The 13,469-nt window shown below is 72.1% G+C and carries 14 protein-coding genes; 12 read left to right on the top strand and 2 right to left on the bottom strand.

Annotated features, from left to right (window positions below; all coding sequences use genetic code 11):
• Positions 1-143: 143 nt before the first annotated feature.
• The 8 genes from sufD (at position 144) to SM573_RS19040 (ending at position 6,389) form a co-directional block, all read left to right on the top strand.
• A complete protein-coding gene (gene sufD / locus SM573_RS19075) occupies positions 144-1,286 on the top strand; it encodes a Fe-S cluster assembly protein SufD (protein ID WP_474616725.1) in 1,143 nt (380 codons plus the stop codon).
• Positions 1,286-1,612 (top strand): non-heme iron oxygenase ferredoxin subunit, encoded by a 327-nt coding sequence (locus tag SM573_RS19070; protein ID WP_474614718.1) that lies wholly within the window; start codon positions 1,286-1,288, stop codon positions 1,610-1,612. The genes sufD and SM573_RS19070 overlap by 1 nt, the downstream gene beginning before the upstream one ends.
• Complete coding sequence (gene sufC / locus SM573_RS19065) at positions 1,612-2,385, top strand: Fe-S cluster assembly ATPase SufC (RefSeq protein WP_474616724.1); 774 nt, start codon at positions 1,612-1,614, stop codon at positions 2,383-2,385. The genes SM573_RS19070 and sufC overlap by 1 nt, the downstream gene beginning before the upstream one ends.
• Positions 2,386-2,413: 28 nt before the next feature.
• Positions 2,414-3,718, top strand: coding sequence for a cysteine desulfurase (locus SM573_RS19060; protein ID WP_474614720.1), 1,305 nt, complete (start codon positions 2,414-2,416; stop codon positions 3,716-3,718).
• The gene (gene sufU / locus SM573_RS19055) at positions 3,718-4,191 is read left to right on the top strand and encodes a Fe-S cluster assembly sulfur transfer protein SufU (protein ID WP_474614721.1); all 474 of its coding nucleotides are present in this window, start codon (positions 3,718-3,720) and stop codon (positions 4,189-4,191) included. Before SM573_RS19060 ends, sufU begins: the two co-directional genes overlap by 1 nt.
• 76 nt (positions 4,192-4,267) lie before the next feature.
• Positions 4,268-4,636 carry a metal-sulfur cluster assembly factor gene (locus tag SM573_RS19050; protein WP_474614722.1) on the top strand — a complete coding sequence of 123 codons (369 nt, stop codon included), beginning with the start codon at positions 4,268-4,270 and terminating at the stop codon, positions 4,634-4,636.
• A gap of 289 nt (positions 4,637-4,925) precedes the next feature.
• A complete protein-coding gene (locus tag SM573_RS19045; protein WP_474612440.1) occupies positions 4,926-5,561 on the top strand; it encodes a LysE family transporter in 636 nt (211 codons plus the stop codon).
• A gap of 150 nt (positions 5,562-5,711) precedes the next feature.
• Positions 5,712-6,389, top strand: coding sequence for an acVLRF1 family peptidyl-tRNA hydrolase (locus tag SM573_RS19040; protein ID WP_474616723.1), 678 nt, complete (start codon positions 5,712-5,714; stop codon positions 6,387-6,389).
• A 189-nt stretch (positions 6,390-6,578) separates the two neighbouring features.
• Here SM573_RS19040 and ypfJ read toward each other — a convergent pair whose 3' ends face one another.
• Positions 6,579-7,490: a KPN_02809 family neutral zinc metallopeptidase gene (gene ypfJ / locus SM573_RS19035; protein WP_474612442.1), complete on the bottom strand. Its 912-nt coding sequence runs from the start codon at positions 7,488-7,490 to the stop codon at positions 6,579-6,581.
• Positions 7,491-7,733: 243 nt separating this feature from the next.
• Here ypfJ and SM573_RS19030 point away from each other — a divergent pair, with 243 nt between their 5' ends.
• Entirely contained in the window at positions 7,734-9,338 is a 1,605-nt protein-coding gene (locus SM573_RS19030; RefSeq protein ID WP_474612443.1) for an ABC-F family ATP-binding cassette domain-containing protein, read from the top strand.
• A gap of 21 nt (positions 9,339-9,359) precedes the next feature.
• Here the strand turns inward: SM573_RS19030 and SM573_RS19025 are convergent, their stop codons facing one another.
• On the bottom strand, positions 9,360-9,959 hold the full coding sequence (locus SM573_RS19025) for a cadmium resistance transporter (protein WP_474616722.1): 600 nt from the start codon (positions 9,957-9,959) through the stop codon (positions 9,360-9,362).
• 329 nt (positions 9,960-10,288) lie between these two features.
• On the opposite strand from SM573_RS19025, the gene SM573_RS19020 reads away from it, so the two are divergent.
• The 3 genes from SM573_RS19020 (at position 10,289) to SM573_RS19010 (ending at position 13,423) form a co-directional block, all read left to right on the top strand.
• On the top strand, positions 10,289-10,516 hold the full coding sequence (locus SM573_RS19020; protein WP_007462679.1) for a helix-turn-helix domain-containing protein: 228 nt from the start codon (positions 10,289-10,291) through the stop codon (positions 10,514-10,516).
• Between the two features lie 46 nt (positions 10,517-10,562).
• Entirely contained in the window at positions 10,563-11,330 is a 768-nt protein-coding gene (locus SM573_RS19015) for an enoyl-CoA hydratase/isomerase family protein (protein WP_474616721.1), read from the top strand.
• Between the two features lie 116 nt (positions 11,331-11,446).
• The gene (locus SM573_RS19010; RefSeq protein WP_474616904.1) at positions 11,447-13,423 is read left to right on the top strand and encodes an ABC transporter ATP-binding protein; all 1,977 of its coding nucleotides are present in this window, start codon (positions 11,447-11,449) and stop codon (positions 13,421-13,423) included.
• Positions 13,424-13,469: the final 46 nt, after the last annotated feature.

Here is a 13,469-nt window from a genome sequence, read left to right as displayed (position 1 = left end):
GGGGGCGGCCCCCCGCCCGGGCCGGGGTTCCCCCCGACCCGCTCGCGGGGCCGCGCGAACGCCGACCCGTCTGGCCGGCCGCGCGAGCACCGACCGACCCTCCAGTCAATGACACCGCCGTCGCAGAACAGACCAAGGAAGAGATGACTACCCAGGCTTCCGCGCCGCCCACGACCAAGTCGCAGGCGCTCCGCTCGTACGACGTCGCCGACTTCCCCGCCCTGACGGGCATGGAGGAGGAGTGGCGTTTCACCCCGCTCAAGCGCCTGCGCGGCCTGACCGGCGGTGCGCAGGCCGCCACCGGCGCCATCCGGCACGAGCACGGTGACCTGCCCGAGGGCGTCACGATCGGCCGGATCGCGAAGGACGACGAGCGGGTGGGCAGCGTGCTCACGCCGTTCGACCGGATCAGCGCGCTCGCGTACGGCGGCGCCGGGGACGCGCTGCTGGTCCAGGTCGCGCGGGAGGCGGTGGTCGCCGACCCGGTGACCCTGCGCGTGGTCGGTGACGGCGCCGACGGCGTGGCGTTCGGCCACACCTTCGTGGAGGTGGGCCGGTTCGCCGAGGTGACCCTGGTGCTGGAGCACGTCGGTTCGGTCACGCTCGCCGACAACGTCGAGGTGGCGGTGGCCGACGGCGCGAAGCTGACCCTGGTCACCGTGACCGACTGGGCCGACGACGCGGTCCAGGCGCAGCACCTCAAGGTGAAGCTGGGCCGCGACGCCAAGGTGATCCACGTGCAGGTGAGCCTCGGCGGCGACCTGGTCCGGCAGTTCACCAGCGTGGAGTACACCGACCGGGGTGGCGAGGCCGAGCTGTACGGCGTCTACTTCGCCGACTCGGGCCAGCACCTGGAGCACCGGCAGCTGGTCGACCACTCGGTGCCGGACTGCCGCAGCTACGTCGGCTACCGCGGCGCGCTGCAGGGCGCGAGCGCGCACACCGTCTGGGTGGGCGACGTGCTGATCCAGGCGGAGGCGACCGGCACCGACACGTACGAGATCAACCGGAACCTGCTGCTCACCGACGGCGCGCGGGCCGACTCCGTACCCAATCTGGAGATCGAGACCGGCGAGATCGCCGGCGCCGGCCACGCGAGCGCGACCGGTCGTTTCGACGACGAGCAGCTGTTCTACCTCATGGCCCGGGGTATCCCGGAGGCCGAGGCCCGCCGGCTCGTGGTGCGGGGCTTCTTCGCCGAGCTGATCAACAAGATCCCGGTGGAGGAGCTGCGCGACCGCCTCGGCTCGGCGATCGAGGAGCGGCTCGCCAAGGCGGGCGCCTGATGATCAAGATCTGCTCCACCGAGGACATCCCGAAGGGCACCGCGATCAGCGCGGATGTCGACGGCACCCAGATCGCCGTGGTGCACGCCGAGGACGACGGCTTCTACGCCGTGTACGACGAGTGCTCGCACGCCGCCGTCGCCCTCTCCGAGGGTGAGGTCGACGGCTGCACGCTGGAGTGCTGGTTGCACGGCTCCCGTTTCGACCTGCGCACCGGCGAGCCCACCGGCCTGCCCGCCACCGAACCCGTCCCCGTCTACCCCGTCGAAGTCCGCGACGGCGACATCTACGTCAGCCTCACGCCGAGCAATGGAGTGACCCGATAATGAGCACCCTGGAGATCCGCGACCTGAAGGTGTCGGTCAAGCTGCCCGAGGGTGAGCTCAAGCCGATCCTGGCCGGTGTCGACCTGACCGTCCGCTCCGGTGAGACGCACGCCATCATGGGCCCCAACGGCTCCGGCAAGTCCACCCTGGCCTACTCGATCGCCGGCCACCCCAAGTACGAGATCACCGGCGGCACGGTGACCCTCGACGGCGAGGACGTGCTGGCCATGTCCGTCGACGAGCGCGCCCGCGCCGGCCTCTTCCTCGCCATGCAGTACCCGGTCGAGGTGCCCGGCGTCTCGGTGGCCAACTTCCTGCGCACCGCAAAGACCGCCATCGACGGCGAGGCGCCGAAGCTGCGCACCTGGGGCACCGAGCTGCGCGGGGCGATGGAGCGGCTCCAGATGGATCCGGCGTTCGCCCAGCGCAACGTCAACGAGGGCTTCTCCGGCGGTGAGAAGAAGCGGCACGAGATCGTGCAGCTGGAGCTGCTCAAGCCGAAGATGGCGATCCTCGACGAAACCGACTCCGGTCTCGACGTGGACGCGCTGCGCGTGGTCAGCGAGGGCGTCAACCGGGTCCGCGACACCGGCGACACCGGCCTGCTGCTGATCACCCACTACACCCGGATCCTGCGCTACATCAAGCCGGACTTCGTGCACGTCTTCGTCGCCGGCCGGATCGTCGAGCAGGGTGGCCCGGAGCTCGCCGAGAAGCTCGAGGAAGAGGGCTACGAGCGGTACGTGGCCGGGGCCGGTTCGGCGCGGGCCTGATTCCCCGACGATGCGTGAGGACGCTGAGATGACCACCATCGCGATCCCGCCCGGGATGCCGCAGTACGACGACGTGCCGCGATACGACGTGGCGAAGGTGCGCGCCGACTTCCCGATCCTGGACCGGGAGATCAACGGGCACCGGCTGGTCTATCTCGACAGCGCCAACACCTCGCACAAGCCGCGGCAGGTGCTCGACGTGCTCGACGAGCACTACGCGCGGCACAACGCGAACGTGTCCCGCTCCGTGCACACGTTGGGCACCGAGGCCACCGAGGCGTACGAGGGCGCCCGGGCGAAGATCGCCGCGTTCATCAACGCGCCGAGCCCGGACGAGGTGGTGTTCACCAAGAACTCCACCGAGGCGATCAACATCGTGGCGTACGCCTTCTCCAACGCCTCGCTGCGTCCGGACGCCGACCCGCGGTTCCGCCTCGGCCCCGGCGACGAGGTGGTGATCTCCGAGATGGAGCACCACTCCAACATCGTCCCGTGGCAGCTGCTCTGCGAGCGCACCGGCGCGACCCTGCGCTGGTTCCCGGTCACCGACTCCGGCCGGCTCGACGAGTCGGGCCTGGAGGACCTGGTCACCGAGCGGACGAAGATCGTCTCGCTGGTGCACATGTCGAACATCCTCGGCACGGTGAACGCGACCGCGCGGATCACCGAGCGGGTGCGCGAGGTGGGGGCGCTGCTGCTGCTGGACTGCTCGCAGTCCGTGCCGCACCTGCCGATGGACGTGGTGGACTACGACGCGGACTTCATCGTCTTCACCGGGCACAAGATGTGCGGCCCGACCGGCATCGGCGTGCTCTGGGGCCGGGCCGAGCTGCTCGCGGCCATGCCGCCGGTGTTCGGCGGTGGTTCGATGATCGAGACGGTGACGATGGCCGGCTCCACGTACGCCCCGCCGCCGGCCCGGTTCGAGGCGGGCACCCCGCCGATCGCGGAGGCGGTGGCGCTCGGCGCGGCCGTGGACTACCTCTCGGGCATCGGGATGAAGGCCATCCAGTGGCACGAGAAGGAGCTGACGGCGTACGCGCTGGACGCCCTGGCCACGGTGCCCGGCCTGCGGATCTTCGGTCCGACCGTGCCGGTGGGGCGGGGCGGCACCATCTCGTTCGCCCTCGGCGACGTGCACCCGCACGACGTGGGTCAGGTGCTCGACTCGCTCGGTGTGCAGGTGCGGGTGGGCCACCACTGCGCCCGCCCGGTCTGCACCCGGTTCGGGGTGCCCGCGACGACGCGGGCCTCGTTCTACCTCTACACCACCACCGAGGAGATCGACGCTCTGGTGGCGGGCCTGGAGCAGGTGCGAAAGGTGTTCGGCTGATGCAGCTCGACCAGCTCTACCAGGAGATCATCCTGGACCACTACAAGCACCCGCACGGGCGCGGGCTGCGCGACGCCGGTGATCCGGCGGCGCGCACCGCGGAGGCGCACCACGTGAACCCGACCTGCGGGGACGAGGTCACCGTGCGGGTGGCGACGGACGGCACGGTGCTCACCGACATCTCGTACGACGGCATGGGCTGCTCGATCAGCCAGGCGTCGGCGAGCGTGCTGCACGAGCTGCTCAACGGCCGTCGGGCCGGGGAAGCTTTCGTGGTGCACGAGGCGTTCGTCGAGTTGATGTCCGGGCGTGGCCAGGTCACGCCGGACGAGGACGTGCTCGGTGACGGGGTGGCGTTCGCGGGTGTGGCCCGCTACCCCGCCCGGGTGAAGTGCGCGCTGCTGCCGTGGATGGCGTTCAAGGACGCCGCAGCACGCGCCGGGGTGGGCGTGAGCCCGGAGGTGAAGGCATGAGCGAGCGTCAGCGAGCGAATCATCAGCACAGTGCGCGGGTGCCTCATGCCGGCGCCGAGCGGAGCGAGGTGAAGGCATGAGCGAGGAAACCACCGCCGCGACGCCGGCGACCGGCGGCGGCAAGGCCGCTGTCGCCGACATCGAAGAGGCGATGAAGGACGTCGTCGACCCGGAGCTGGGCATCAACGTGGTCGACCTCGGCCTGGTGTACGGCATGCACGTCGACGACGAGAACGTGGTCACCCTGGACATGACGCTCACCTCGGCGGCGTGCCCGCTGACCGACGTCATCGAGGACCAGGCCCGCCAGGCGCTGACGACGGGGCCGGGCGGTGGCCTGGTCAACGACGTGCGGATCAACTGGGTCTGGCTGCCGCCGTGGGGGCCCGACAAGATCACCGACGAGGGGCGCGACCAGCTCCGCTCCCTCGGCTTCAACGTCTGACCGTCCGGCGCGTCGGACGCGGTCCGACCGGCCCCGCACCGGTGGCGGTCAGGAAGTCATGCCGGGCGCGGCACCCGACCGGGTGCCGCGCCCGACGTGTCTGCGACGGTGCACTGCCGCTCCGGCCCCTTCGGGCGGGCGAAATGCGGTCGCGGTCGCGAGCACGGATGCGCCAGGATGACGGCGTGATCGAGACGTACGCTTCGCAGCCCGCCCCTGTCGCCGCGGCCACCGCCGCGCGCCGACAGCGGTCGCGCCCCGGCCGCGTCTCGACCGGCCACCGACCGTCGTGACCGCGGCGTTCCTGGCCGGCCTGGTCGCCGGCTACGGCGTCGCCATCCCGGTCGGCGCGATCGCCGTGCTGATCCTCGGGTTGAGCGCCCGTACCTCGTTCCGGGTCGGTGCCGCCGCCGCGCTCGGAGTGGCCACCGCCGACGGCCTGTACGCGGCCGTGGCGGCGCTCGGCGGCGCCGCGCTGGCCGCGTTCATCGCGCCCGCCGCCGGCCCGTTGCGGGTCGTCGCCGCGGTGGTCCTCTTCGCGCTCGCCGCCCACACGGCCTGGCGGGCGCTGCGCCCGCGACCGGCGACGGGCACGCCGGCGGGCGGTCGCGGGCTGGAGAGCCCGGGGCGGGCGTTCACCGGGGTCCTCGCGTTGACGCTGCTGAACCCGGCCACGGTGGTCTATTTCGCCGCCCTGGTGCTGGGCCGGCGCGACGCCGCCGACCCGGATCTCTGGGTGGCGGCGTCCTTCGTGCTCGGTGCGTTCGTGGCCTCGGCGAGCTGGCAGTTGCTCGTCGCCGGTGGCGGCACCCTGGTCGGCCGGGCGCTTTCCGGTCCGCGCGGCCGGCTGGTGACCGCGCTCGCCTCCAGCGTGATCATCGCCGCCCTGGCGGTGATCACCCTCCTGCCCACCACCCCCCGATGAACCGCCCGCCACCCGCCCCTCCCTTCCCTCCCCGATGATCAAGAGGTTCGGGTCAGGATCCCGCGTCCTGCTGCCCAGAGCTCTCGATCAACGAGAGGGTGGGTGTGGGTGGGTCGGGGTGGGGCGGTGCGGTGGCGTACGGTCGGGACCATGTCGAGCCGACCCGCTGCCGGGGGCGGCCGGTGGGTCGAGGTGGACCCGGGCCGGGTGGCCCGCTGGGTGGAGGGCTTCGCCGACCGGCACGGCCCGCCCACCGTCACCACGGTGCCGTACGGGCTGCTGCTGACCGCCCCGGACGGCGCGACCGCCGAGCTGCACAGCCCGCCCGGCGCACCCGCCCCCGGCGACCTGCCCGGCTTCCTGGCCGCCGCGACCACGCCCCGCCGGCTCGGGCTGCTGCTCGCCCGCAAGGGCGCGGCGGCGGTCGGGATCGCCGAGGGTGGCGACCTCGTCGTGTCGAAGGTGGACACCAGCTACGTGCAGGGGCGTACCGCCGCGGGGGGCTGGTCCCAGCAGCGCTTCGCCCGGCGGCGCGACAACCAGACGAAGGCGGCGCTGGGAGGCGCCAGCGACCTGGCCGTACGGCTGCTGCTGCCGGAGGTGGCGACACTGGCCGCGCTCGTCGTCGGCGGCGACCGGCGGGCGGTCGACACCGTGCTCGCCGACCGGCGGCTGGCCCCGCTGGCCGCGCTGCGCGCCAATCGGCTGTTGGACGTGCCCGAACCCCGGCACGCGGTGCTGGTCGGCGCGATCGCCGGCGCCCGCGCTGTGCACATCCTCGTCCGCGACCCGGACCGCGACCCCCGCCGTGACCGCGAGGCGCCCTGACCGTGAGGCGCGCCCTGACCGCGAGGCGCGCCCTGACCGCGAGACGCCCTGACCGGGGCGCCCCGCCTGGCCCGGGGCGCGGTGCCCGACCGGCGCGCTCCGCGCTTACCGGGCGCGCCGCCCGTGCCCGCCCGGGGACAGGGTCGGGCCCCCGGCGGCGGCCGGGGGCCCGGGTGGGGGAGGGCGGGGTCAGCCGTTGCCGAAGGTGTCGCAGGACTTCGGGTCGCCGGTCGAGTAGCCCCGGCTGAACCACTCCTTGCGCTGCGCCGACGACCCGTGGGTGAACTCCTCCGGGTTCACCGGCCGGTCGGCGCGCGCGGAGATGGCGTCGTCGCCGATCTTCTCGGCGGTGTCGATCGCCTGCTGGATGTCCTGCTCGCTGATGCTCGTGAAGATCTTCTGGCCGCTGGCGTCGGCGGTGCCGGTGGCGTTCTTCGCCCAGGCACCCGCGTAGCAGTCGGCCTGCAGCTCCAGCTTCACCGAGAGCGCGTTGGCGTTGTCCGGGTCGCGCTGCTGCTGGCGGCGCATCTGCGCCTCGGTGCCGAGCAGGTCCTGCACGTGGTGGCCGTACTCGTGCGCCAGCACGTACGGCTGGGCGAACTCGCCCTCGGCACCCAGCTGGTCGGCGAGGACGCGGTAGAAGGTGAGGTCGATGTACACGAGGTCGTCGGCGGGGCAGTAGAACGGGCCGACGCCGGAGTCGGCGGAGCCGCACGCCGTGTTGACGGCCTGGCTGAAGAACACCGTCTTCGACGGCTGGTACTGCTCGCCGAACTTCTCCGGCAGCGCGGTGCGCCAGTACGCCTGGATCGAGTTGACGTACAGGGTGTTGCGGCAGTCGAGCTGCCGCACCGCGTCGTCGGCCGCGCACTTCTGCTCGAGCGAGGTGTTGTCGCCGGTCGCGCCGCCGCCGTCGTCGAAGGCCGCGTTGAGCCCGAAGCCGCCGCCCACCAGGGCGACCAGCACGGCGATGATGACGCCGACGATTCCGCCCCGCCCGCCGCCGATGGGGATGGGTATCCCGGCGACACCGCCCCCGCCGGATCCACGTCGGTCGTCCACCTGGCTGGTGTCGATCTGCGCGTTCTCGTTCAGCTCCATGTTGTCCCCGATCGCCGATTCGTCCGTGAGGGGTGGTTGCGGTACCGGACCGGGCCCGGACGTCTGTTTCGGTACCCGATGATCTTGGGCGGTAATCCGGAGGGGCGATCGGCGGTCGGCCGGTACACTTGTCGCGTGCTGCGCTGCGAAGGCTGAACCGCCCCGCGCCGACGGGCCCGTCGCCCGCCGGCGCTTTCGCGTGCCCTGAGTCAGCCTTCCGGACCCGAGAGCGAGCCTTCCGACATGATCACTGCCACCGGCCTGGAACTGCGCGCCGGCGCACGGATCCTGCTGTCCGACACCACCCTGCGCGTCCAGCCGGGTGACCGCATCGGCCTGGTCGGCCGCAACGGCGCCGGCAAGACCACCACCCTCAAGGTGCTCGCGGGGGAGGGGCAGCCGTACGCCGGGCAGATCGAGCGGCGCAGCAACATCGGCTACCTGCCGCAGGACCCGCGCACCGGCGACCTCGACGTCACCGGGCGCGACCGGGTGCTGTCCGCGCGCGGTCTCGACGTGCTGATGGCGCAGATGAAGGAGATCGAGGCCAAGCTCGCCGACGGCCCCGACGACCGGCTGGTGCGCCGCTACGGCGCGCTGGAGGACCAGTTCGCCTCCCTCGGCGGGTACGCGGCCGAGGCGGAGGCCGCCCGGATCTGCGCCAACCTGGGTCTGCCCGACCGGGCTCTCGCCCAGACGATCGGCACCCTCTCCGGCGGTCAGCGCCGCCGCATCGAGCTGGCCCGGATCCTGTTCCGGGACGCCGGGGAGAACGGCGGCGGCATCCTGCTGCTCGACGAGCCGACGAACCACCTCGACGCCGACTCGATCACCTGGCTGCGGGGCTTCCTCGCCAACCACAAGGGCGGCCTCATCGTGATCTCCCACGACGCCTCCCTGCTCGAGGCGGTCGTCAACAAGGTCTGGTTCCTCGACGCCACCCGTTCCGTGGTGGACGTCTACAACCTGGGCTGGAAGGCGTACCTGGAGGCGCGGGAGACCGACGAGCGGCGCCGGCGCCGGGAGCGGGCCAACGCCGAGAAGAAGGCCGGCGCCCTGATGGCCCAGGCCGACAAGATGCGGGCCAAGGCCACCAAGACCGTCGCCGCGCAGAACATGGCCCGCCGCGCCGAGCGGCTGCTGGCCGGGCTCGACGAGGTACGCGTCGCCGACAAGGTCGCCAAGGTCCGTTTCCCCACGCCCGCGCCGTGCGGCAAGACGCCGCTCACCGCGACCGGCCTCTCCAAGTCGTACGGCTCGCTGGAGATCTTCACCGATGTCAGCGTGGCGGTCGACCGGGGGTCGCGGGTGGCCATCCTCGGGCTCAACGGCGCCGGCAAGACCACCCTGCTGCGCATCCTCGGCGGCCTGCTGGAGCCGGACACGGGCCAGGTCAACCCGGGCCACGGCCTGCGGCTGGGTTACTACGCCCAGGAGCACGAGACCCTGGACGTGGACCGCACCATTCTGGAGCACATGCGCAGCGCCGCCCCGGAGCAGAGCGACACCGACCTACGCAAGATCCTGGGCGCCTTCCTCTTCTCGGGTGAGGACGTGGACAAGCCGGCCGGGGTGCTCTCCGGCGGCGAGAAGACCCGGCTGGCGCTGGCCACCCTGGTGTGCTCCGGCGCCAACGTGCTGCTGCTGGACGAGCCGACCAACAACCTCGACCCGGTCAGCCGCGAGCAGGTGCTCGACGCCATCGCCCGCTACCCCGGTGCGATCGTGCTGGTCACCCACGACCCGGGCGCGGTCACCGCGCTCAAGCCCGACCGGGCCATCCTGCTGCCCGACGGCGACGAGGACGCCTGGAGCGACGACCTGCTCGAACTGGTCGAGCTGGCCTGACCCGACCCGTGCGGGGGTGGCTCAACGGGCCAGGGTCAGCAGCCGGGAGGGGATGCCGGAGGTGGCCAGGATGACCACGCCGATCGTCACGAAGATCACCGGGACCAGCCACCGCCCGGCCCGTTCCACGAGCCGGACCACCGTGGGGTGCCCGCCCAGCCAGGCTCCGGCGGCGCACCAGAGCGCGACGAGCACCGCGAACACCACCAGGTAGACCGCGCCGTCGGCGGGGCCGAGGGCGCGGAACACCGGGACGTAAACGGCCACGTTGTCGGCGCCGTTCGCGATGGTCACGCCCGCCACCCCCAGCGCGCCGGTCACGACGGCCGCCGGCCGGTCGTCGTCCCGGTCGAGCAGGGCGCGGACGCCGAGTGCGATCGGCAGCAGGCCCAGCAGCCCGGTCCAGGGCTCCGGCACGACGAGCAGCCCCGCGGCGACCACCGCGCTCGCCACGACCAGTGCGCCGATGCCCAGGTACTGCCCGGCGACGATCCGCCAGTGGCGCGGCCGGCCGGTGGTGCGGGCGGCCACGAAGAACACGGTGAGCACCACGATGTCGTCGACGTTCGTGCCCGCGAACACCCCGGCGGCGGCACCGGAACTGCCGAGCAGATCGATCATCCGGGCAGACTAGGCCCGCCGCGGGGGAGATGCGAGTTGTCGATGGTCAATGCGTTCTCCGCCGCCGGTGCGCCGCCGGCGTGGGGCGACACCCGCTACTTCACCGAACTCGAATCGATCTCCAGCCCGGTCATTCACCCGTACGGACGGTGCCCGGCCCCGGCCGGGTCGACGGCCCGGAACCCCTCGCCGACATCACCCTATCGGGAAGCTGACATTGCATAGCGTGTCGGTTGGCGAATAGTTGATATCTGGCGCATGATCGTTCGAGGCGGTCTAATAGGTGGGACCGTATCCGAACCGCACAGTCTGGGACGTGAGGACACAGCATGGCAGCCACCGGCACAGCCACCAGCACTGAGAAGGGTCGCCGGATCGTCGGGGCCGAGCGTCAGACGCTCGCCAAGGACCTGGTAAAGCGGTACACCTCTGGTGAGAGCATCCGCGCGCTCGCGGCCTCGACCGGGCGTTCCTACGGGTTCATCCACCGAGTGCTCACCGAGTCCGGCGTCCAGCTGCGCCAGCGCGGCGGGGCCCGGCGACGCAAGAAGGCGTGACCAGGCCCGTAACGTCGTCCATCAGCGCCGCGCCAGGGGCCGCCGGGTGACGGCCGAGGCGACCGGAGTAAGGCTGGAATACGACGGGCCGGTCGCGACGGTGACGTTGTGCCGGCCCGACGTGCTCAACGCACAGACCCCGGTCATGTGGCGCGCGATGAGCGACTTCTCCCGGGACCTTCCGGGTGACGTGCGGGTGGTGGTCGTCCGCGGAGAGGGGCGCGCGTTCTCCGCGGGCCTCGACCTGTCGGTGGCCGGTGCCTCCGGGCCGGGATCGTTCGCCGAGCTGGCGACGCTGCCCGAGCAGGAGTGCGCGGATCGGATCGCGGAGCTGCAGGCCGCCTTCACCTGGCTGCACCGCCCGGACATCATCTCCGTCGCCGCCGTGCAGGGGCATGCCATCGGTGCCGGCTTCCAGCTGGCGCTCGCCTGTGACCTGCGTGTGCTCGCCCAGGACGCGAAGCTCTCGATGGCCGAGGTCACCCTCGGTCTGGTGCCCGACCTGGCCGGCACGAAGCGGTTGGTCGAGCTGGTGGGCTACTCGCGCGCGCTGGAGATCTGCGCCACCGGCCGCCGGATGGACGCCGCCGAGGCGGACCGGATCGGGCTGGCCACCCTCGTCGTACCGCCGACCGAGCTGGACGGGGCCGTGCGCGACCTGGTCGCCGGGCTGCTGGCGAACAACCGGGACGCGGTCGTCGAGATCAAGGCACTGATCGCCGGCGCCGCCGGCCGCTCGCACGCCGAGCAGCAGCGGGCCGAGCGCGAGGCGCAGACCCGCCGGCTGCGTGACCTCGCCGGGCGAGGAGAATAACGGTAAGGACCGTTCGGGAAGATCCGGGTTACGACCGAGGTTGTCACAGTCGTCGGGAGAATTGACCTGACGGTGTGGTCAGCCCGACGACCCCGGAGGTGAGCGTGTCCAGTCCGATGGGCGGCGGCGGCATGGGTGGCTGGAGCATGCTCCGGTCGATGCGCCACGAGGACGAGATCTCCACCCACCGACTGAAGCGTGGCGTGGCTCGGCGCATCGTGTCGTTCGCCCGGCCCTACCGGCGCGACATCGTCGTCTTCCTGCTGACCGTCGTACTGGCCGCGATCATCGGCGTGGCCACCCCGGTGCTCGCCGGCGACGTGATCAACGCGATCAACCGGGGCGGCGCCGAGGCGGGCTCGCTGGTGGTCCGGCTGGCCCTGGTCATCGCCGGCCTCGCGATCGCCGACGCGCTGCTGTCCCTCGCCCAGCGGTGGTACTCCGCCCGGATCGGCGAGGGCATCATCCTCGACCTGCGCACCCGGGTCTACGACCACGTGCAGCGCATGCCGTTGCAGTTCTTCACCCGCACCCAGACCGGCGCCCTGGTCAGCCGGCTCAACAACGACGTGCTCGGCGCCCAGCGCGCCTTCACCTCGACGCTCTCCGGCGTGGTCAGCAACGTCATCCAGCTCGTGCTCACCGCCGCCGTCATGTTCACGCTCTCCTGGCAGATCACGGCGCTCTCGCTCGTGCTCCTGCCGATCTTCATCATCCCCGCCCGTCGGGTGGGCCGGCGGCTGGCCGAGATCACCCGTGAGGCATACAACCTCGACGCGAAGATGAACGCCACGATGACCGAGCGGTTCGGTGTGGCGGGGGCGCTGCTGGTCAAGCTCTTCGGCCAGCCGGAGACCGAGGCGCGCCGGTTCGCCGGGCGCGCCGAGCGGGTCCGCGACATCGGCATCCAGTCAGCCATGTACTCGCGGACGTTCTTCGTGGCGATGCTGTTGGTGGCCTCGCTGGCCCAGGCGCTGACCTACGGCCTCGGCGGCTGGCTCGCGGTCTCCGGCAACGTCAGCGCCGGCACCGTCGTGACGCTCGCACTGCTGCTCACCCGCCTGTACGGCCCGCTGACCGCCCTCTCCAACGTCCGGGTCGACGTGATGAGCGCGCTGGTCTCGTTCGACCGGGTCTTCGAGGTGCTCGACCTGCGGCCCGCCATCGAGGAGAAGCCGACCGCGGTTGCGGTGCCCGCGGGCAACGGCCGGGTCGAGTTCCGTGACGTGCGGTTCCGCTACCCGAGCGCCGCCGAGATCTCGCTCGCCTCGCTCGAGGAGGTCGCCGCACTCGACCGTACCGTCACCGAGCCGGTGCTGCGCGGCGTCTCGTTCAGCGTGGAGCCGGGGCAGATGGTCGCCCTGGTCGGCCCGTCCGGCGCGGGCAAGTCGACGCTCTCCATGCTGATCCCGCGGGTCTACGACGTCACCGACGGCCAGGTGCTGGTCGGCGGCGTCGACGTCCGGGACGCGACGCTCGCCTCGTTGCGCGACGAGATCGGCGTGGTCACCCAGGACTCGCACCTGTTCCACGAGACGATTCGGGAGAACCTGCGCTACGCCAAGCCCGACGCCACCGACGACGAGCTCTGGGCGGCCCTGGCCGGTGCCCAGATCGCCGACCTGGTGCGCTCGCTGCCCGACGGGCTGGACACCACGGTCGGCGAGCGCGGCTACCGCTTCTCCGGCGGGGAGAAGCAGCGCATCGCCATCGCCCGACTGCTGCTCAAGGCGCCGTCGATCGTCATCCTCGACGAGGCGACCGCACACCTCGACTCGGAGAGCGAGGCCGCCGTCCAGCGCGCGTTGTCGGTGGCGCTGGCCGGGCGTACCGCGCTGGTGATCGCCCACCGGCTCTCCACGGTCCGGGACGCCGACCAGATCCTGGTGCTCGACGGCGGCCGGATCGTCGAGCGGGGCCGGCACGAGGAGCTGGTCGCGGTCGGGGGGCTCTACGCCGAGCTCTACCGCACGCAGTTCGCGGTCGCCGACTCGCCCACTCCGTACGTCGACGCGACCGGTCCCGAGCCCGTGGTCATGCCGATGGGCACCTACCTCGCCGACGAGGCGCTCCCGCCGGCCGCGGCGAACTGACGACGGCTCCCGCGAAACCCGGCGGCCCGGGGCCCTGCCCGTCGTC

The sequence above is a fragment of the Micromonospora xinjiangensis genome (assembly GCF_056150165.1).
Note: the sequence above shows the minus strand (reverse complement) of the source record. Positions and strands in the feature narration are given on the sequence as shown.

What these genes read in the sequence shown, in the direction of transcription:
- SM573_RS19040 (WP_474616723.1), top strand. Translation starts at nt 5,712, where the DNA reads ATGTCGAGCCGACCCGCTGCCGGGGGCGGCCGGTGGGTCGAGGTGGAC.
- SM573_RS19010 (WP_474616904.1), top strand. Translation starts at nt 11,447, where the DNA reads ATGGGCGGCGGCGGCATGGGTGGCTGGAGCATGCTCCGGTCGATGCGC.
- sufD (WP_474616725.1), top strand. Translation starts at nt 144, where the DNA reads ATGACTACCCAGGCTTCCGCGCCGCCCACGACCAAGTCGCAGGCGCTC.
- SM573_RS19070 (WP_474614718.1), top strand. Translation starts at nt 1,286, where the DNA reads ATGATCAAGATCTGCTCCACCGAGGACATCCCGAAGGGCACCGCGATC.
- sufU (WP_474614721.1), top strand. Translation starts at nt 3,718, where the DNA reads ATGCAGCTCGACCAGCTCTACCAGGAGATCATCCTGGACCACTACAAG.
- ypfJ (WP_474612442.1), bottom strand. Translation starts at nt 7,490, where the DNA reads ATGGAGCTGAACGAGAACGCGCAGATCGACACCAGCCAGGTGGACGAC.
- SM573_RS19020 (WP_007462679.1), top strand. Translation starts at nt 10,289, where the DNA reads ATGGCAGCCACCGGCACAGCCACCAGCACTGAGAAGGGTCGCCGGATC.
- SM573_RS19025 (WP_474616722.1), bottom strand. Translation starts at nt 9,959, where the DNA reads ATGATCGATCTGCTCGGCAGTTCCGGTGCCGCCGCCGGGGTGTTCGCG.
- sufC (WP_474616724.1), top strand. Translation starts at nt 1,612, where the DNA reads ATGAGCACCCTGGAGATCCGCGACCTGAAGGTGTCGGTCAAGCTGCCC.
- SM573_RS19030 (WP_474612443.1), top strand. Translation starts at nt 7,734, where the DNA reads ATGATCACTGCCACCGGCCTGGAACTGCGCGCCGGCGCACGGATCCTG.
- SM573_RS19050 (WP_474614722.1), top strand. Translation starts at nt 4,268, where the DNA reads ATGAGCGAGGAAACCACCGCCGCGACGCCGGCGACCGGCGGCGGCAAG.
- SM573_RS19060 (WP_474614720.1), top strand. Translation starts at nt 2,414, where the DNA reads ATGACCACCATCGCGATCCCGCCCGGGATGCCGCAGTACGACGACGTG.